This window comes from Streptomyces sp. NBC_00306 (assembly GCF_036169555.1).
GTDB lineage: Bacteria > Actinomycetota > Actinomycetes > Streptomycetales > Streptomycetaceae > Streptomyces > Streptomyces achmelvichensis.
This window is the reverse complement of the sequence record NZ_CP108032.1, coordinates 1049615-1067914: the sequence shown is the minus strand read 5'-3', so window position 1 is coordinate 1067914 and position 18300 is coordinate 1049615. Positions and strand designations below refer to the sequence as shown.

Here is an 18300-nt window from a genome sequence, read left to right as displayed (position 1 = left end):
CGCACCCTCACCGGGAACCGGGCGCGGAGAGCGACGTCTTGCGGTTCCGGATGACGTGATCCAGCAGTCCGTACTCCTTGGCCCCCTCGGCATCGAAGATCTTGACGCGCTCCAGGTCGGCCGCGATCCGTTCGGCCGTCTGGCCGGTGTGTGTCACAAGCATCGCGGCCAGTTGGGCCCGCAGTCGCAGCAACTCCTGTGCGGCGATGTCGAGATCGGACGGCTGGCCCCGCAACGGCTCCTCGGTCGCGGGCTGCTGCACGACGATCCGCGCTCCCGGCAGTGCCATCCGCTTCCCGGGTGCGCCGGCGGCGAGCAGCAGCGCCGCCGTCGATGCGGCCTGACCCAGACAGGTCGTCTCCACGTCGCAGGTGACGACCTGCATCGTGTCGTAGATCGCGGCCATGGCGCTGAGCGAGCCGCCGGGGGAGTTGATGTAGAGCGAGATGTCCCGGTCCGGGGCCGCGTACTCGAGGTGCAGGAGCTGGGCGATCACATCGTTGGCCGCGGTGTCGTCCACCTCGGTCCCGAGGAAGACGATCCGCTCCTCCAGCAACTTGGAGTACGGGTCGAGGGTGCGGGTCCCCGAGCTCGTGCGCTCGGTGAACTGCGGCAGGACATAGCGGGCGACCGGACGGTGCATGGCGAGCCTCTTCTCCATGAGTGCCTCTCCTCCGTGCGCACCTGGCACGGTTCTGTAAAAAATGTACAGGACGTACAGGCGGTTATGATGGGGAGCATGGCCTACGAGATTCCGGTGACGCAAGCCCGCGCAGAGCTCGCCGATCTGATCAACCGCGTCGTCTACGGGGGCGAACGCGTCGTCGTCACCCGGCACGGAAAGCCCCTCGTGGCGCTCGTCTCGGCCGCTGACCTGGAACGACTGGAGCAGGCTCAGGACGGCGCGGAGGAGCAGGTGGTCAGCTCGGTCTCGTCCGTCGGCTCCCTCTCGTCCGCTTCCGGCGAACGGGGGCGCTTCGGACTCACGGCGGAGCACCGCCGCCCCGACACGCACGGCTGACGCGCGCCGGCGCGCCTGGGCGTGCGACGGAGGTCTGGGCCTCACGGGCCCGCGGGCCCCTGGTGACGTCCGGCGTCCCCGGCGGGCAGCGGGCGGCCGAGCTTCACGGCTCGCAGCCCGGCTCCCCGGGGGCGTGCCGCTCGGGCTCGCGGGTTCACAACCCTGCCGGGCCCGGCGTCCCCGGCGGGCAGCGGATGCCGTTCGGTCGCGGCCGTCTCGCCGCCCCGATCGGCCGGTACGACCCGCCGCCCCGGCTCGGCACCATGCGGCGCCCGAGTGGCACAAGCCGGGTGCCCAGCCGGCCGGTCCAGCACGCCGCCCCAGTGGCACAAGCTGGGTGCCCAGCCCGGCCCAGCACGCAACCGAGTGGCAAGAGTCCGGGTGCCGAGCCCGGTCCAGCACGCGCCCCAGTGGCACAAGCCCGCGTGCCGAGCCCGGTCCAGCACGCGACCGCGTCGCGCAAGCCGGGTGTCCGGCCGCTCCAGCACGCATCGGTATGGCGCGGGCCCGGCGCCGGCCCGCACTGCGCAGCTGCACAAGCGCCCCCGGTACCAGCCCACGCAGCAGAAAGCCGCGCGTCCCCGTCCGCTACAGCGGGGACGCGCGGCTGGTCGTGGGGGCTCAGCCGACCGGTGCCGGCACGGGTCGCAGCGACTCCTTCGACGCATCGGCCGGCTGCGCGCTCCGCCCGCCCGCCAGCACCGCGGCGAGTCCGAGCGCTGCCCACAGCGAGAGCGTGAGGGCCGCTCCGCCCGCTCCGCTGCCGTCGAAGTACGACACCGACCGCAGCAGTTGGGCACCCGCACCCGGCGGGAGCCACTGGCCGATCACTCCGGCGGGGTCGGGCAGCAGTTCCGGCGCACTCGCGGCTCCGGAGAACGGGTTGCCGATCAGGACCATCAGCAGACTGCCGAGGGCGATGCCACGGGTGCCGAGCAGCGCGGCGAAGCCCGCGACGCCGCCCGCGATGGTGAGGACGGTCAGCCCGAGGACTCCCGCTTCGGCCCACCAGTTGCCGTTCAGCAGGCCGAGCCAGCTGTGAGCGAGAGCGGCGGCCGTGAGTCCGACCAGTGCTGCCGCGCCGGTCAGGGCGAGCGCCGCGCGGCTCCCGCGCAGTCCGAGCACCGTCACCATGACTCCTGCCGCCACACCCGCCAGGGCCAGCGGCAGGATGCTCGACGCCAGCCCGCTGCCGCGCGGATCGCCGGCGGGGGTGGCCACCACATCGGTCACCTTCACCGGATCGCCGGCAGGAGCGTGCGCGGTGACGGCTTCCTTCAGCAGTCCGGCGACGACAGGGCTCCCCGCGGAGGCGGTCAGCAGCTGCGGCCCTTCCGGGGTGACGACGACCGCTCCGTATACAACGCGGTCCTCGATCGCCTCGCGGGCCGCGGTCTCATCGGTGTAGCGGTGCACCTCGAAGGCGTCCGGCCGCTGTTCCAGGCGCTGTTCGACCTGGGCGACCGCGGACGCCGGGCCGGCGACGCCGATGGGGAGATCCCGGGGAGCGGTACGGGCGGCGGGCCAGGCGAAGGCCCACAGGGCCAGCGCGACCAGGGCGGGGACGAGAGCCATCACCGCGATCGTGCGGTGAGTGGGCGTGGCGGACATCGTGCGCCTCGATTCCAAGAGAAGGATCGTTCGTTTTGCGGTTGCCCTCACTGTCCCGCCGCGTGTCGCGCTTGTCAAGAATGAATGTTCGTTTTAGATTGTTGGCATGGCCCGCGTATCCCAGGAACATCTCGACGCACGACGACGCCAGATCCTCGACGGCGCCGCCCGCTGCTTCGCCCGTAACGGCTTCCATGCCACGTCGATGCAGGACATCCTCAGTGAGGCAGAACTCTCCGCAGGCGCGGTCTACCGCTACTTCCGTGGCAAGGACGAGCTGATCGCGGCCATCGCGAACGAGGCGTTCGCCGGGATCCGGGGCGCCTTCGAGGACGCCGCCCGGACCACGCCCCCTCCCCTGCCCGACGTGCTGCTCGGCCGCGTCCTGCGCAAGCTGCTGCAGGAGCAGGTACGGGGGGAGGACCGACAGGCCTTCGCCCGGCTCGTGGTCCAGGTGTGGACCGAGACGCTCCGCAACGAGCGGCTCGCCACCACACTCGGCGAGGGCTACAGCGGTATGCGGCTCGCCTGGGCGAAACTCGTGGACGCCTACCGGGACAACGGCCTGATGGCCGCCGACGTACCCGCCGACCATGTGGCGCGCACGCTCATCGCCACCGCCCAGGGTTTCATCCTTCAGCAGGCGCTCTTCGGCGACGTGGACGTCGACGTCCTGGAGGACGGGCTCCGGGGGCTCATGTCGATGAGCGCCCCCGACGTCAGTTAACGCGCCGGAAAAACTTGCGCCCTAACGTTCACCTCCCGGCAGTGGGACGGCACCGTGCAGGTCGGCGGAGCGTTGGCGGCGACGAGGTCTCGCCGTGCCCGAACGGGCCCGGCACGGACGACAGTGAGGTGGACGCGTGCAACTCTCCCCGCACGAGCAGGAACGGCTGATGATCCATGTGGCGGCCGACGTCGCGGAGAAGCGCCGCGCCCGCGGGGTGGCGCTCAACCACCCCGAAGCCGTCGCCCTGATCACCTCGCACATCCTCGAAGGCGCGCGGGACGGACGGACCGTCGCCGAGCTGATGGCGTCGGGCCGTCAGGTCCTCGGCCGCGCCGACGTCATGGAGGGCATCCCGGAGATGATCCACGACGTCCAGGTCGAGGCGACCTTCCCGGACGGCACCAAGCTCGTCACCGTCCACGACCCGATCGTCTGAAGGGGAGGAGCCGATGATTCCCGGTGAGATCCTGTTCGCCGACGACCCCGTCCCCCTCAACGAGGGCCGCGAGGTCACGCGTCTGGCGGTGGTGAACGCCGCCGACCGGCCCGTCCAGGTCGGCTCCCACTACCACTTCGCCGAATCCAACCCCGGCCTGCACTTCGACCGCGCCGCGGCCCACGGCAAGCGGCTGCACATCGCGGCCGGAACCGCCGTGCGATTCGAGCCCGGTATCCCGGTGGACGTGGAACTGGTGCCCTTCACCGGACTCCGCGTCATCACGGGGCTGCGCGGGGAGACGGGAGGCGCGCTCGATGCCTGAACTGCACCGTGCCCTCTACGCGGACCTCTTCGGGCCCACCACCGGTGACCGCATCCGGCTCGCCGACACCGATCTGCTCGTCGAGATCGAGGAGGACCGCTCCGGCGGCCCCGGACTCGCCGGTGACGAGGCGGTGTTCGGCGGCGGCAAGGTGATCCGGGAGTCGATGGGCCAGTCCCGTACGACACGCGCCGACGGCGCACCCGACACCGTCGTCACCGGCGCCGTGATCATCGACCACTGGGGGATCGTCAAGGCCGACATCGGCATCCGGGACGGCCGGATCACCGGCATCGGCAAGGCCGGCAACCCGGACACCATGGACGGCGTCCACCCCGGCATCGTGATCGGTCCCGAGACCGAAGTCATCGCGGGCAATGGGAAGATCGTCACCGCCGGTGCCATCGACGCGCACGTCCACTTCATCTCGCCGACGCTCGTCGACCAGGCCCTCGCGACCGGGGTCACCACGCTCGTCGGCGGTGGCACCGGTCCCGCCGAAGGCACGAAGGCGACCACCATCACGCCCGGCCCCTGGCACCTCGCCCGGATGTTCGAGGCCTTGGACGGTCTGCCCGTCAACATCGGTCTGCTCGGCAAGGGCAACACCATGTCCGGCGAGGCCATGCACTCCCAACTGCGCGGCGGAGCCCTGGGATTCAAGATCCACGAGGACTGGGGGGCCACACCCGCGGTCATCGACGCCTGTCTGCGGGTCTGCGAGGAGAGCGGCGCACAGCTCGCCATCCACACCGACACCCTCAACGAGGCCGGGTTCGTCGGTGACACCCTCGCCGCCATCGCGGGCCGGACCATTCACGCGTACCACACGGAAGGTGCCGGCGGCGGGCACGCACCGGACATCATCACGGTGGTCGGTGAGCCCTACGTCCTGCCCAGCTCCACCAACCCGACCCGGCCGCACACCGTCAACACCATCGAGGAACACCTCGACATGCTGATGGTCTGCCACCATCTCAACCCGTCGGTGCCCGAGGACCTCGCCTTCGCGGAGTCGCGGATCAGGCCCTCGACCATCGCGGCCGAGGACATCCTGCACGACCTCGGCGCCGTATCGATCATCTCCTCCGACTCCCAGGCCATGGGCCGGATCGGGGAGGTCGTCCTGCGTACCTGGCAGACCGCGCATGTGATGAAGAAGCGCCGGGGCTCCCTTCCCGGGGACGGCCGCGCCGACAACCACAGAGTCCGTCGCTATGTCGCCAAATACACGATCAACCCGGCGGTCGCCCAGGGCATGGACCGCGAGATCGGCTCGGTCGAGACCGGGAAACTCGCCGACCTGGTGCTGTGGGACCCGGCCTTCTTCGGCGTCAAACCCCAACTGGTGATCAAGGGCGGCCAGATCGCCTACGCGCAGATGGGTGACGCCAACGCCTCCATCCCGACCCCGCAGCCGGTGCTGCCGCGACCGATGTTCGGTGCGATGGGCCGGGCCGCCTCCACGGGCTCGCTCACCTTCGTGGCCCCGGCCGCGATCGAGGACGGACTGCCCGAACGCCTCGGGCTGTACAAGGAGTTCGTCCCCATCACCAGTACTCGCGGGATCACCAAGGCGGACATGCGGGAGAACGACGCCCTGCCCCGGGTCGAGGTCGACCCCGACACCTTCACGGTGACGATCGACGGGGAGCCGGTCGAGCCCGCGCCCGCCGTCGAACTGCCCATGGCCCAGCGCTACTTCCTCTTCTGACCGCCGATGACGACAGACCGGGTCCCGCGGACGACTGCCGACGGGCCGACATGCACACCATCGCCGTCGCAGAAGAGGACACCGCCTGCGACGAGGAGCCGGTCATGAGCCGTGCCGCACTCCTCGTCCTCGCCGACGGCCGCTTCCCCGCCGGCGGGCACGCCCACTCCGGCGGCGCCGAAGCGGCCGTCAAGGCGGGCCGCATCCGTGACGCCCGGGATCTGGCGGCGTTCTGCCACGGCCGGCTCCGCACCACCGGACTCACCTCGGCCGCACTCGCTGCCGCGGCCGCCCTCGGCCTCGACCCCCTCGAACTCGACGAGGCCGCCGACGCCCGCACACCGTCCCCCGCCCTGCGGGCCACGGCCCGCAGGCTCGGCCGACAGATGATGCGCGCTGCCCGCGCCACCTGGCCCGCTCCGGAACTCGACGCGCTCGCCGCCGCTCTCCCGCGCGGTGCGCATCAGCCCGTCGTCATCGGGCTCACGGCGCGGGCCGCCGGGCTCGGCCCCGAGGACGCCGCGCACTGCGTCGCCTACGAGACGGTCAGCGGCCCCGCCACCGCGGCCGTACGCCTCCTGAGCCTGAACCCCTTCGACGCCACCGCCGTGCTCGCCCGCCTCGCGCCCGCGATGGACGAGGTCGCCGCACAGGCGGCGGCAGCCGCCCGCAAGGGCATCGACGCCCTGCCCGCGGCCTCGGCGCCGCTGCTCGACATCACCGCCGAACAGCACGCGGCCTGGCCCGTACGCCTCTTCGCGTCCTGACACACCCTGGAGCCGCACCATGCACCTCGACCACGCCCCCATCGGCCCCGCCGCCGTCAGCGCCGACGCCGTACGTCCCGACGGCACCCGGCGTGCGCTGCGCATCGGGCTCGGCGGACCCGTCGGCTCGGGCAAGACCGCGACCGTCGCCGCCCTGTGCCGTGCGCTGCGCGACCGGTTGTCCATCGCCGTCGTCACCAACGACATCTACACCCGCGAGGACGCCGCATTCCTGCTGCGCAACGCCGTGCTGCCGCCGGAGCGCATCCAGGCGGTCGAGACCGGAGCGTGCCCGCACACCGCCATCCGCGACGACATCTCGGCGAATCTGGAAGCCGTGGAGGACCTGGAGGAGAGCGTCGGCCCCCTCGATCTGATCCTGGTCGAGTCCGGTGGCGACAACCTCACGGCCACCTTCTCCAAGGGGCTCGTGGACGCCCAGATCTTCGTGATCGACGTAGCGGGCGGTGACGACATCCCGCGCAAGGGCGGGCCGGGCGTCACCACCGCCGATCTGCTCGTGGTCAACAAGACGGACCTCGCGCCGTACGTCGGCTCCGACCTCGGCCGGATGGCCACGGACGCCAAGGAGCAGCGAGGTGAACTGCCGGTGGTCTTCACCTCGTTGAGGAGCGAGGAGGGCGTCGCCCCGGTCACCGGGTGGGTGCGCGAGCAGCTCGCCGCCTGGAACGCATGAGCGTCCACGCCACCGCACGCATCGTCGCCACCCGGGACGGGCTGCCGGTCCTGGCCGGCGACGGTCCCCTCGCGCTGCGCCGTACGCGGCCGGTCCTGCCGCGGTCCCGGGCGCACTCCCGCGTCACGGTCGTCGGCGCCATGAGCGCACCTCTCGGAGGCGACCGGCTCGCCGTCGAGGCCGACGTCGGCGACGGCGCCCGGCTCGACGTCGACGCGGCGGCCGCGACCATCGCCCTGCCCGGCCGGGGGAGTGAACAGGCCCACTACGACGTGCGGTTGACGGTCGGCGAGGACGCCGAGCTGCGCTGGCTCCCCGAACAGCTCATCTCGGCCCGGGGCAGCGACCTGCGGATGCACACACGCGTCGACCTCGCCGCCACCGCACGTCTGGTCCTTCGCGAGGAGCAGATCCTCGGCCGGCACGGCGAGGACCCGGGAACCCTGACCACCCGGCTGACCGTCCGCCGGTCCGGCCGCCCGCTGTTCGACCAGGAGCTCTCCTACGGCTCCGGTGCACCGCCCGGCTGGGACGGGGGAGCGGTTCTCGACGGACACCGGGCCGTGGGCCAACTCCTCGCGGTACATCCGGAATGGGCCGACAAACCGTATGAAACCCGTCTCTGTGGCGACTCGGCCGTCCTCACCCCGCTCGCCGGTCCGGCCTTCCTCGTCACCGCTGTCGCCCCCGACGCCCGGCAACTGCGCCGGGTGCTCGACGAGGTGTTGCGCTCGGAACTGCCGTCCTGAGAAGGGATGTTGGGCCGTCCCTTCCCGGGCGTACCGCTCAGCGGGACCGTGCATACCGGTTATTGGTTCGGTAAAGAAACACCAGTACGGCCTGTTCCCCGCAGCCTCACAGACGAAAGGATCCCCCGGAGAACTTCGACGACAGAAGGGGGAGTTCTACGTGAGACGCACAGCAGTGCTCGGCTCGGCCGGCACTCTGATGGCGGGCACCCTCATAATGGGCGCCGTCGTGGCTCCGGCGGCCAACGCCGACGGCCGCGGCGGTTCCGAGGCGCGTGGCGTTCAGCTTGCTGCCGAACGTGCCGCCAAGAAGGGCATCGACTGGGCGGACTGCCCCGCGGACTGGGCGATAGCCAAGCCCATCCAGTGCGGTTGGGTGACCGTCCCGCTCGACTACGCACGACCGAACGGCAAGCAGATCAAGCTCGCCGTCGACCGGATCGGCAACACCGGTTCGAAGGCGGACCGCCAGGGCGCGCTGATCTACAACCCCGGCGGCCCCGGCGGTTCCGGTCTGCGCTTCCCGACCCGGGTCACGGGCAAGAACCCGCTCTGGGCCAACACGGCCAAGGCGTACGACTTCGTGGGCTTCGACCCCCGGGGTGTGGGCCACTCGGCGCCGATCTCCTGCATCGACCCGCAGGAGTTCGTGAAGGCTCCGAAGGCCGACCCGGTGCCGGACAGTGAGGCCGACAAGCGGGCCCAGCGCAAGCTCGCCGCGGAGTACGCGGACGGCTGTGCCGAGCGCAGCGGCTGGATGCTGCCGCACATGACCACGCCGAACACCGCTCGCGACCTGGACGTGATCCGGGCCGCACTCGGTGAGAAGAAGCTCAACTTCCTGGGCGTCTCCTACGGCACCTACATCGGCGCGGTCTACGCGACGCTCTTCCCGGGCCATGTGCGCCGGATGATCGTCGACAGCGTGGTCAACCCGTCCCGGGAGAAGATCTGGTACCAGGCCAACCTGGACCAGGACGTCGCCTTCCAGACGCGCTGGAACGACTGGAAGGCATGGGTCGCCAAGAACGACGCCGTCTTCCACATCGGGAACACTCCGGAGAAGGTCGAGCAGCAGTGGGTGAAGCTGCGGGCCACCGCGAAGAAGGCCCCGCTCGGCGGGGTCGTCGGACCGGCGGAGCTGATCAGCTTCTTCCAGGGTGCGCCGTACTACGACTCCGCCTGGGTGCCCACCGCCCAGACCTGGAGCAAGTACATCGCAGGTGACACCCAGGCACTCGTCGACGCCGCGGCGCCGGACCTGTCCGACACCGCGGGCAACATCTCCGCGGAGAACGGCAACGCCGTCTACACGGCCGTCGAGTGCGCGGACGCCAAGTGGCCCACCAGCTGGCGCACGTGGGACCGGGACAACACCCGGCTCCACCGGGACCACCCCTTCATGACCTGGGCCAATGCCTGGATGAACCTTCCCTGCGCCACCTGGTCGTCCAAGCAGCAGACCCCGCTGAACGTGAAGTCCGGCAAGGGCCTGCCGCCGGTGCTGATCGTCCAGTCGACCCGTGACGCCGCCACTCCCTTCGAGGGCGCCGTCGAGCTGCACAAGCGGCTCAAGGGCTCGCGTCTGATCATCGAGAAGGACGCCGGCTCGCACGGTGTGACCGGTCTGGTCAACCCCTGCATCAACCAGCGGGTGGACTCCTACCTGCTCAGCGGCAAGGTCGACAGCCGCGATGTGACGTGCACCCCGCACGCCACGCCGAAGCCGTAAGTCCCGGTTTCACGGAGGAGGGGCGGCCGTTCACGGCCGCCCCTCCTTCATGTCCCGGGCCCTCGTGCGGTCTTCATGTCCCGGGCGTACGTCAGCCCGCGATGTCCGCCGTGCGCGGCTCGGCGACCGCGGTGTAGTCGGCGGTGCGCAGCGCCAGCGAACGGTCCAGCCGCGCCGCGTTGAAGAAGATCTCCTCGTGCACCAGCAGGGCGGGGTCCACGACCAGTTCGAGTTCGGGGTCGAAGGAGAACGGCAGGATCGTGCCGCTCACGCTGCCCGCGAGCCGCTCCGCCACCTCGGGTGTCGCGAATCCGGCATAGGTGCCGCCCAGCAGGCCCTTCACCGCACCGAGGTCGACCCGGCGGTCGCCCGGCACCACCGCAAGGATGTACCGCTTCTCCTTCTTGCCGATCTTCACCATCACCACGATGCACTTGGCGGCCTGCGCCAGAGTGTTCCCGCGCAGCGCGCTGACCGCCTCGGTCGCGCCCTGCTCCTCGTGCTCGATGATCCGGTACGCCGCGCCGCGCTCGTCCAGCAGCCCGATCAACTTGGCGTACATGCCGTGCTCTTCGCTCACTTCGATTCCCGTCCGCGCTCGGCCAGCCATGCGTCTTCCTCCGCGTAGGGGAAGAGGTCGACCTGCGGAGCGTACAGCTCGGCCATCCTCGGGAAGGCCTCGGTCCAGTCCCGGCCGTGCAGCTGCCGGGCCAGCCACTCGACGGTCTTCGGCAGCGAGTCCTCGTAGGTGGTCACCGCCCGGTAATCGAGCTCTCGTTCGGCCGCGGCCATGTCGTAGACGATCGGGTGCTCCACACTCCACGGCGTCACCCCGACATCGCCTCGCGGGCTCGCCCCGTCCACGAGCACGGTCTCGCTGCTCCGGCCGAGGACGGCGTCGACGGCCGCACCGATCTCGGCGACCGTCGGCGCCACGGGATCACCGGCGTTCAGCACCCGCGACCCCGGCCGGAGGGCCGCCAGCCGGATCAGTTCGGCGAGGTTGGAGACATGTACCGGATGGAAGCGGTCGCGGCCGCCGTGGGCCAGGATCCGCACCGGCCGCCCGTCCACCGCGCGCTTCACGAAGTACAGCTCGCGCGGCGTGCGGCAGTGCGGCCCGTGGATCGCCCCCGCACGCAGCAGCGTGGTCGCGGGGTGGTCGCCGGCCGCCAGCAACTCCAGTTCCAGCGCGACCTTTCGGGTGCCGTACGTGGCATCCCCGGGCGCCACGGTGCGCTGGGTCTCCGGGATCGGCACCGGATAGCGGGGGAAGCCGTCCGGCTCGCGCTGCGTGTCGAAACTGCGGCCCTGATCGTCCTCGTACACCGCGCCGCTGGAGATGACGACCGCCGAGCCGACCCGGTCGGCGAGAGAGGTCAACTGCCGCGCGTGGTCCGCTCCGTAGGCCACCATGTCGACCAGCACGTCACAGCCGTCGCCGAGCGCCACCGCCAGCGCCGTCTCGTCCTCCCGGTCGCAGACGACTGCCCGCACCTCCTCCGGCCAGCTCTCGTCCCTGCCGCCGCGGCGGGAGAGCGCCCGCACCTCCCATCCGTCCGCGGCGAGCGCGCGCACCGCGGCCCGGCCCACCTGTCCCGTTGCTCCGACGACGACTGCGTTTCCCCTGGTCATGTCCAAACGCTAAGGGCCCGGCCGAGGCCGGGCCCAGAAACTTGGCGGAGCGCAGATTCGCTCTCAGCGCCGCCGGCGCGGGAACTTCTTCGCCGGCTCCAGTTCCGCCTTCACATCGGCCGCGTACCGGTCGACGTACTCCTGGCCGGACAGTTCGAGGATCGCGTACATGATCTCGTCGGTGATGGCGCGGATCGCGGCCTTCTCGTTCTCCATCCCCTCGTAGCGGGAGAACTCCATCGGCTCGCCGAACCGCACGGTGACCTGCTTGATCTTCGGCAGCTTCTGCCCGGGAGGCTGGATCTCGAAGGTGCCCACCATCGCGCAGGGAATCACCGGCACGCCTGCCCGCAGAGCCATCACGGCGACGCCGACCTTGCCCTTGTAGAGCTTCCCGTCGTGCGAGCGGGTGCCCTCCGGGTAGATCCCGAGCAGCTCGCCCTTGCTGAGCACCCCGAGCCCCTCACGGATCGCGGCCTGCCCGGCCTCCTTGCCGGAGCGGTCGACCGGGATCTGACCGGCGCTGCGGAAGAACGCGGCGGTCAGCCGGCCCTTGAGGCCCGGACCGGTGAAGTACTCCGCCTTCGCGAGGAACGTGATGCGGCGCTTGATGATCGCCGGCATGAGGAAGTGGTCCGAGAACGACAGATGGTTTCCTGCGACGATCGCCGCGCCGTCCTCGGGGATGTGCTCAAGCCCCTCGATCCGGGGCCGGAACAGCAACCGCAGAAGCGGCCCCAGAATGACGTATTTGAGCACGTAATAGAACACTTCAGGGTGCTCCTCACTCGGTCCGGAATCAGGATCAGGGCCGCGTCGTCCCTGGTCAGTCGGTGTCTTGGGGACGGTCAGTTTATGTGCACGGCACGCTCCGCGTAACCGTGCCCGACGGGATGAGCCACTGCTCCGGTCGGGCGATGTGTTGCGGTTGTGACGACGTGAGGTCACTCTGGTCAGTGACCCAGAAGCGTCAGGTGCTCACTCTTCGCACTCGGGGGCCCGCATCCGAAGAGACAGCCCTGTTGCGGTGAGGAGCCACGGTCATGCACGTTCAGGCCGCCTGCCGATACACCTTGGAAGTGCAGGCAACCACAGAGCGGATCCCCCAGATCCGGCGCATTCTCGCGGCACATCTTCGGCACTGGAAGCTCGAAGCGCACATCACCCCCGTCTGTCGCGCGGTCGACGAACTGGTCGGCAACGTCGTCCAGCACGTCACGGGTGACAAGACCTGCGTGGTGGAACTGCGCTGGACCGGGCGGCATCTGATCGCGTCCGTGGCGGACAACGACAGCCATATGCCACGGCTGACCAGTTCCTGCCCGTCGAGGGGCGGTCTCGCGACCGTCGCCGTCCTCAGTGACAGCTGGGGCACGTGCGGTACGACGACCGGCAAGGTGATCTGGTTCAGCCGGCGGGTGACACAGGCCGAGCGCATGCTGCGGGCCACCCCCGCCCCCTCGGCCCCGATGCCCGAGTTCAAGCCCCTTCCCGTGGACCCCGTCGTCCAACGGGAGGTCGAGCCCGCAGCGCGGCACCGGGCTGAGGACACCGAACGCGTCCCGGTGGGTGTCGGCTGAGGCACCGGCCGGTTCGAGGCGGCGGCCCCGGGGCCGTACGGGCGATTTCTGTCGCCCGTACGCGCGACCGGGGCCGCGCGGCCGCTTGCCACCGCGCCCGTCCAGGAGTGCTCTTGCCTCCGTCGGTCCGACCCTGCGTCGTTCCCCGAGCCCCAGGAGCCTTCGATGTACCGCAGTGTCACTCTTGCCGCAGCCGCCCTGATGACCCTTGCCGCCGTGGTGCCCGCGCAGGCCGCGGACGAAGAGCCCGTCGCCGGCGAGGGGCTGTTCCTGACCGTGTCCGGCAGCGAGAACACCTGGATGCGCGGGGTGATGCTGAAGTGCGCACCCGAGCCCGGCGGCCCGCACCCCGCGGCGGCGGACGCGTGCGCGGCGCTCACGAAGGCCGGCGGCGACCTCGACAAACTGCCCGCCGACCCGCACCCGTGCACCAAGAAGTTCGACCCGGTGACGGTCGAGGCCACTGGCAGCTGGCAGCAGCGCTCGATGAGCTGGCAGAAGACCTACGCCAACGCGTGCGCGCTCGACGCGGCGACCGGAGCGGTCTTCCGCTTCTGAGCACCGCCCGGCGGCCGACCTGCCGGGCACTGCCCGGCGCCCTTGCCTTCTGCCGGGCGCCGGCCCGTTCCGCGTAGCGGCCGAGCGCCCGCGGCGCCCGCCGTCAGGTGTTGCCGCGCGAGGCGATCACCCCGATCGTCAGCAGGCCGAGCACGACCCAGCCGAACCAGAGCCAGCCGTTGCTGCCGAGTGCTGCCGTATAGGCGGTCACGACCACCAGGGTCGAGACGGTGAGCACTCCCATCGCCTTCGTGGATCCGGACATGCGCGCCCTCCTCCGTGCGGCCACGGCCGCCCAGGACCATGGTCACCCGCGAGGAGGGCTTCGCGCTACTGCCCGTCCGCCGTGCTCACTACCGGCTGCGTGCCTGGAGCGAGGCGAGATAGGCGTTGTACGCCTCGAGCTCCTTGTCGCCGTCCCGGTCCGCGGCCCGGTCGAGGCGCCTGGCCTGCCGCTGCTCGGAGCGGTACCACTGGAAGACCAGGGCGATCAGCACCAGCACGGACGGGATCTCGCTGAACGCCCAGGCGATGCCGCCCGCGGCGTTCTGGTCGGTGAGTGCGTCGATGCCGAGCGAGGCCGGCGGGTTGCGGTAGGCGCCGATCATGGGCTCGGTCGCCATCATCAGCGCGATACCGAAGAACGCGTGGAACGGCATCCCGGCGAAGAGCTCCAGCATCCGCATCACATAGCCCGGCCGGTGCGGCCCGGGGTCCACGCCCATGATCGGCCAGAAGAAGACCAGGCCGACGGCGAGGAAGTGCACCATCATCGCGGCATGCCCCACGGTCGACCCCATCAGGAAGTCGAACAGCGGCGTGAAGTAGAGGCCGTAGAGGCTCGCGATGAACAGCGGGATGGTGAACGCCGGATGGGTCACGATCTTCATGTACCGGCTGTGCAGCAGTGCGAGCAGCAGCTCGCGCGGACCCTTGCGGCCGCGGCCGGCGACCGGCAGCGCGCGCAGCGCCAGCGTGACCGGCGCCCCCAGCAGCAGCACGATGGGGGACAGCATGCTGATCACCATGTGCTGCACCATGTGCACGCTGAACATGACCATGCCGTAGTCGTTCAGCTTGGTGCACATCACCAGGGCCACGCTCAGCACGCCCACGGTGAACAGCACCGTGCGGCTGACCGGCCAGCTGTCGCCGCGCCGGCGCAACCGCAGCACCCCCCAGCCGTACAGCACCAGCGCGAGCACACAGCCCGTCAGGAAGAACGGGTCCGGGGAGAACTCCAGACCCCGTCCCAGCGTGAACGGCGGCAGATCCATCGTCATGCCGTGCCCGCTGTGATCCATCTGTGCACCCCTGTGCGTACCGATTCGTGCTTGTTGTCCGCACCAGACTAGAACTGCCCCCGGCCGCGGTTGCGGCCGGGGGCAGTTCGCGGTCTGCGACTACCTCACAGGACGGTCTCGGCCTCGGCGTACCGCTCGTCCGGGACGGTCTTGAGCGTCTCGGTGGCCTCGGCCAGCGGCACCATCGTGATGTCCGTGCCGCGCAGCGCGGTCATCATGCCGAACTCACCGCGGTGCGCCGCCTCCACCGCGTGCCAGCCGAAGCGGGTCGCGAGGACACGGTCGTACGCCGTCGGGGTTCCGCCGCGCTGGACGTGCCCCAGGATGACCGGCCGGGCCTCCTTGCCGAGGCGCTCCTCCAGCTCGATGGAGAGCTGCCGGGCGACGCCCGCGAAGCGCTCGTGCCCGTAGATGTCCTTGCCGCCCTCGTCCCACTGCATCGAGCCCTCGCGGGGCTTGGCGCCCTCGGCGGCGACGACGATGGCGAACCGCTTGCCCGCCTCGAAGCGCTCACCGACCCGCTTGCTGAGCTCGTCGATGTCGAACGGCCGCTCAGGGACGACGATGGCGTGGGCGCCGGCCGCCATGCCCGAGTGCAGCGCGATCCAGCCGGTGTGCCGGCCCATGACCTCGACGACCAGCACACGCTGGTGCGACTCGGCCGTGGTCTTCAGCCGGTCGAGGGCCTCGGTGGCCACCCCGACCGCCGTGTCGAAACCGAAGGTGACGTCGGTCGACGCGATGTCGTTGTCGATGGTCTTCGGCACGCCGACGATCGGCAGGCCGCCCTCGGAGAGGAGGTTGGCCGCCTTCAGCGTGCCCTCGCCGCCGATCGGGATGATCGCGTCGAGGCCGAGCTCGGCGACATGTCCCTTGGCGCGTTCCACACCGTCACGCAGGTGCGCCGGCTGGACACGGGAGGACCCGAGGATGGTTCCGCCGCGGGCCAGGATGCCGCCCACGGCGTCGAGGTCGAGCTTGCGGTAGTCGCACTCCAGAAGTCCCTTCCACCCGTCGTGGAAGCCGATGACCTCATCGCCGTGGTCGACGACGGCGCGGTGTACGACGGAGCGGATGACGGCGTTCAGGCCGGGGCAGTCGCCGCCGGAGGTGAGCACACCAATGCGCATTGCCCGAATTACCTTTGCAACGTGGGCGGACTCCCGGACCACGTCGTCCGGTCGGATCCCCGCCACCCTACCGGCGCGAGGCGGCGGGAACCGAACCGGGCGTCCGAGTGCTGGACGCCCGTCGCCCCGGGCGCGCCGGACGCCGGACTGCCGTCCGTCCGGCGCCCGGGGACGGCGCGGACGCCGGCGTGTGCCTCGGTGCCGCGCGGTGTCAGGCGGGCTGGGTCGCGGTGGCGATGCGCTCGGCGCGCAGCGCCTCGTACCAGCGGTCGTCCGTCGGCGGCAGGGCGTTCACATCGAGGGCCAGCTTGAGCAGCAGGTCCGCGATCTGCGGGTTCCGCGCCATGACCGGGCCGTGCATATAGGTGCCGAACACGGTCTCGTTGTACGCGCCCTCGGTGCCGTCGCCGGTGCCGTTGCCCCGGCCGAGGATGGTGCGGGCGAACGGACGGGCCGAGGGGCCGAGGTGCGTGATGCCCTGGTGGTTCTCGAACCCGGTCAGCTGCGGCAGGCCCAACTGCGGGTCGATGTCGCCCAGTACGTCGCCGACGCACCGCTCGCCCTCGCCGCGCGTGGAGACCACGTCGAGCAGGCCGAGGCCCGGCTCGCGCTCACCGAGGTCGTTGATGAACTCGTGACCGAGGATCTGGTAACCGGCGCAGACCGAGAAGATGATCGCGCCGTTGGAGGCGGCCCGGCTGAGCCCGCCGTCGCGGCGCAGCCGCTCCGCCGCGAGCCGCTGCGGCCGGTCCTCGCCGCCACCGATCAGGTAGATGTCGCCGGAGGTCGGGATCGGCTGGTCGCTGCGCACGTCGATCCGCATCACGTCGAGGCGGCGCTGACGGGCCCGGCGCTCGACGACGAGGGCGTTGCCCTGGTCGCCGTAGGTGCTGAGCAGGTCCGGGTAGACCCAGACCAGACGCAGGCTGTTGTCGCTCATGCTCATGTCCTTTTCGCAGTCCCCGGTCAGTTCCCGACGCGGCGGCGCACGTCCTGGAAGGCGGTGTAGTTGGCGATCAGCTCGATCCGTCCCGGCGGGGCGAGCTGCACCGCCTCGTCGACCGTCTCGCAGACCCGGAAGTCCAGGTTCGCGACCTCCAGCCGCACGGCCAGGTCCAGCCGGCGGTCGCCGATGACGAAGATCGGGTGGCCGGCCAGCCGGGTGTAGTCGACGTCCCAGAGCCAGGAGGTGTCCGTTCCGTCGGCGCCGCGGGCGTTGACGGACAGGATGACCGGCGTCGGCGGCGGGTCGATCAGGGAGAACGTCTCGAGCCAGCCGGCCGGGTTCTTGGCGAGCAGCAGGCGCAGATCACGGCCCTGGAAGGAGACCACGTCATAGCGTCCGGCCACGGCCTGCACCGCGTACATGCGCTCCAGCGCGACCTGTGGCGGAACGCCGAAGCAGGCGGCGACCGCGGCGGAGGTGGCGGCGTTGGCCTTGTTGGCGCGGCCGGGGAGCTGGAGGTGGATCGGCCAGGCCGAGCCGTGCGGGTCGAGCACATGGTCGCCGCTGAGGACCCAGCTCGGGGCGGGACGGCGGAAACCGCACTCGCCGCAGAACCAGTCGTCGCCCGGGCGCTGCATCACACCGCCGCAGGACGGGCAGGACCAGGCGTCGTCCTTCCACTCCTGGCCGGCTGCGACCCACACCACGTTGGGGGACGAGGAGGCCGCCCACACGATCAGCGGGTCGTCCGCGTTGGCGATGACCATGGCCTTCGAGCCGGCGAGGCCCTCGCGCCACTTCTCGGCCAGCATCCGGGTCTCGGCGGCACGGTCGAGCTGGTCGCGCGAGAGGTTGAGCAGTGCGATCGCCTTCGGCGTCACATCACGTGCGACGCCGGCGAGGTACTTCTCGTCGACCTCGATCACACCGAACTTGGCGTCGGAGCCACCGGCCAGGGCCGAGGTGATGCCGGCGGGCATGTTCGCACCCAGGGCGTTGGAGACGACCGGACCGCTGGCCCGCAGGGCCTCGGCGATCAGCCGGGTCGTGGTGGTCTTGCCGTTCGTCGCCGACACGAGGACGACGTCCAGATGCTGCGCGAGCCGCCCCAGCAGATCGGGGTCGAGCTTGAGCGCGACCCGGCCGCCGATCACCGATCCGCTGCCGCGTCCGGCGGCGCGCGACACCGCCGCTGCGGCCTTGCCTGCCGTCACGGCGAGCTTGGCGCGCGGCGTCAGGGGCTCCGAGTTGCCTGACATCGTCCTTGATCCTCCTTGCATCGGTCCGGCCCAGCCTATCCAGGTCCGGCCGCACGGCCCTACCTCGGCACCGCCCGAGACGCGGAGGTCACGGCTGAACGTACGC

At 70.8% G+C, this 18300-nt stretch carries 21 protein-coding genes; 11 read left to right on the top strand and 10 right to left on the bottom strand.

Annotated elements, in window-relative coordinates; translation table 11 throughout:
- Nucleotides 1–7 precede the first annotated feature (7 nt).
- Complete coding sequence (locus tag OHA05_RS04700) at nucleotides 8–643, bottom strand: ATP-dependent Clp protease proteolytic subunit (RefSeq protein WP_313949101.1); 636 nt, start codon at nucleotides 641–643, stop codon at nucleotides 8–10.
- 96 nt (nucleotides 644–739) lie between these two features.
- Here OHA05_RS04700 and OHA05_RS04695 point away from each other — a divergent pair, with 96 nt between their 5' ends.
- Nucleotides 740–1021 carry a type II toxin-antitoxin system Phd/YefM family antitoxin gene (locus OHA05_RS04695; protein WP_328859890.1) on the top strand — a complete coding sequence of 94 codons (282 nt, stop codon included), beginning with the start codon at nucleotides 740–742 and terminating at the stop codon, nucleotides 1019–1021.
- A 621-nt stretch (nucleotides 1022–1642) separates the two neighbouring features.
- Here OHA05_RS04695 and OHA05_RS04690 read toward each other — a convergent pair.
- Nucleotides 1643–2632: an ABC transporter permease gene (locus OHA05_RS04690; RefSeq protein WP_328863333.1), complete on the bottom strand. Its 990-nt coding sequence runs from the start codon at nucleotides 2630–2632 to the stop codon at nucleotides 1643–1645.
- Nucleotides 2633–2738: 106 nt separating this feature from the next.
- Between OHA05_RS04690 and OHA05_RS04685 the strand changes: the two genes are divergently transcribed.
- The 8 genes from OHA05_RS04685 to OHA05_RS04650 all read left to right on the top strand — a co-directional run bounded on the left by OHA05_RS04685 (nucleotide 2739) and on the right by OHA05_RS04650 (nucleotide 9782).
- Nucleotides 2739–3359, top strand: coding sequence for a TetR/AcrR family transcriptional regulator (locus OHA05_RS04685; protein ID WP_328859889.1), 621 nt, complete (start codon nucleotides 2739–2741; stop codon nucleotides 3357–3359).
- Between the two features lie 136 nt (nucleotides 3360–3495).
- Nucleotides 3496–3798: an urease subunit gamma gene (locus OHA05_RS04680; protein ID WP_313947673.1), complete on the top strand. Its 303-nt coding sequence runs from the start codon at nucleotides 3496–3498 to the stop codon at nucleotides 3796–3798.
- 13 nt (nucleotides 3799–3811) lie between these two features.
- Nucleotides 3812–4123, top strand: coding sequence for an urease subunit beta (locus OHA05_RS04675; protein ID WP_313947674.1), 312 nt, complete (start codon nucleotides 3812–3814; stop codon nucleotides 4121–4123).
- The gene (locus tag OHA05_RS04670; protein ID WP_313947675.1) at nucleotides 4116–5837 is read left to right on the top strand and encodes an urease subunit alpha; all 1722 of its coding nucleotides are present in this window, start codon (nucleotides 4116–4118) and stop codon (nucleotides 5835–5837) included. The genes OHA05_RS04675 and OHA05_RS04670 overlap by 8 nt, the downstream gene beginning before the upstream one ends.
- Nucleotides 5838–5941: 104 nt before the next feature.
- Entirely contained in the window at nucleotides 5942–6604 is a 663-nt protein-coding gene (locus OHA05_RS04665) for an urease accessory protein UreF (RefSeq protein ID WP_313949102.1), read from the top strand.
- 19 nt (nucleotides 6605–6623) lie between these two features.
- Nucleotides 6624–7301, top strand: a complete 678-nt coding sequence (gene ureG / locus OHA05_RS04660) for an urease accessory protein UreG (protein ID WP_328859888.1) — start codon at nucleotides 6624–6626, stop codon at nucleotides 7299–7301.
- Nucleotides 7298–8050 (top strand): urease accessory protein UreD, encoded by a 753-nt coding sequence (locus OHA05_RS04655; RefSeq protein WP_328859887.1) that lies wholly within the window; start codon nucleotides 7298–7300, stop codon nucleotides 8048–8050. The genes ureG and OHA05_RS04655 overlap by 4 nt, the downstream gene beginning before the upstream one ends.
- 199 nt (nucleotides 8051–8249) lie before the next feature.
- Nucleotides 8250–9782, top strand: coding sequence for an alpha/beta hydrolase (locus OHA05_RS04650; protein ID WP_313949103.1), 1533 nt, complete (start codon nucleotides 8250–8252; stop codon nucleotides 9780–9782).
- 91 nt (nucleotides 9783–9873) lie between these two features.
- Here the strand turns inward: OHA05_RS04650 and OHA05_RS04645 are convergent, their stop codons facing one another.
- From OHA05_RS04645 to OHA05_RS04635, 3 genes are all read right to left on the bottom strand, one after another.
- On the bottom strand, nucleotides 9874–10344 hold the full coding sequence (locus OHA05_RS04645) for a YbaK/EbsC family protein (RefSeq protein ID WP_313949104.1): 471 nt from the start codon (nucleotides 10342–10344) through the stop codon (nucleotides 9874–9876).
- Nucleotides 10345–10358: 14 nt separating this feature from the next.
- Nucleotides 10359–11417 carry an NAD-dependent epimerase/dehydratase family protein gene (locus OHA05_RS04640; RefSeq protein ID WP_313947678.1) on the bottom strand — a complete coding sequence of 353 codons (1059 nt, stop codon included), beginning with the start codon at nucleotides 11415–11417 and terminating at the stop codon, nucleotides 10359–10361.
- 63 nt (nucleotides 11418–11480) lie between these two features.
- Nucleotides 11481–12188 carry a lysophospholipid acyltransferase family protein gene (locus OHA05_RS04635; protein WP_313947679.1) on the bottom strand — a complete coding sequence of 236 codons (708 nt, stop codon included), beginning with the start codon at nucleotides 12186–12188 and terminating at the stop codon, nucleotides 11481–11483.
- Between the two features lie 272 nt (nucleotides 12189–12460).
- Here OHA05_RS04635 and OHA05_RS04630 point away from each other — a divergent pair, with 272 nt between their 5' ends.
- Both OHA05_RS04630 and OHA05_RS04625 read left to right on the top strand, forming a co-directional pair.
- Entirely contained in the window at nucleotides 12461–12997 is a 537-nt protein-coding gene (locus tag OHA05_RS04630) for an ATP-binding protein (protein ID WP_313947680.1), read from the top strand.
- A 165-nt stretch (nucleotides 12998–13162) separates the two neighbouring features.
- Complete coding sequence (locus tag OHA05_RS04625) at nucleotides 13163–13555, top strand: SSI family serine proteinase inhibitor (RefSeq protein WP_313947681.1); 393 nt, start codon at nucleotides 13163–13165, stop codon at nucleotides 13553–13555.
- 103 nt (nucleotides 13556–13658) lie between these two features.
- Here OHA05_RS04625 and OHA05_RS04620 read toward each other — a convergent pair whose 3' ends face one another.
- The 5 genes from OHA05_RS04620 to OHA05_RS04600 form a co-directional block, all read right to left on the bottom strand.
- The gene (locus OHA05_RS04620; protein ID WP_313947682.1) at nucleotides 13659–13820 is read right to left on the bottom strand and encodes a hypothetical protein; all 162 of its coding nucleotides are present in this window, start codon (nucleotides 13818–13820) and stop codon (nucleotides 13659–13661) included.
- Nucleotides 13821–13908: 88 nt separating this feature from the next.
- Nucleotides 13909–14859 carry a cytochrome c oxidase assembly protein gene (locus OHA05_RS04615; protein ID WP_313947683.1) on the bottom strand — a complete coding sequence of 317 codons (951 nt, stop codon included), beginning with the start codon at nucleotides 14857–14859 and terminating at the stop codon, nucleotides 13909–13911.
- A gap of 104 nt (nucleotides 14860–14963) precedes the next feature.
- Nucleotides 14964–15989, bottom strand: a complete 1026-nt coding sequence (locus OHA05_RS04610; RefSeq protein ID WP_313947684.1) for a 6-phosphofructokinase — start codon at nucleotides 15987–15989, stop codon at nucleotides 14964–14966.
- A gap of 211 nt (nucleotides 15990–16200) precedes the next feature.
- Nucleotides 16201–16929 carry a type 1 glutamine amidotransferase gene (locus tag OHA05_RS04605; RefSeq protein ID WP_313947685.1) on the bottom strand — a complete coding sequence of 243 codons (729 nt, stop codon included), beginning with the start codon at nucleotides 16927–16929 and terminating at the stop codon, nucleotides 16201–16203.
- Nucleotides 16930–16955: 26 nt separating this feature from the next.
- The gene (locus tag OHA05_RS04600) at nucleotides 16956–18194 is read right to left on the bottom strand and encodes a Mur ligase family protein (RefSeq protein WP_313947686.1); all 1239 of its coding nucleotides are present in this window, start codon (nucleotides 18192–18194) and stop codon (nucleotides 16956–16958) included.
- Nucleotides 18195–18300 lie beyond the last annotated feature (106 nt).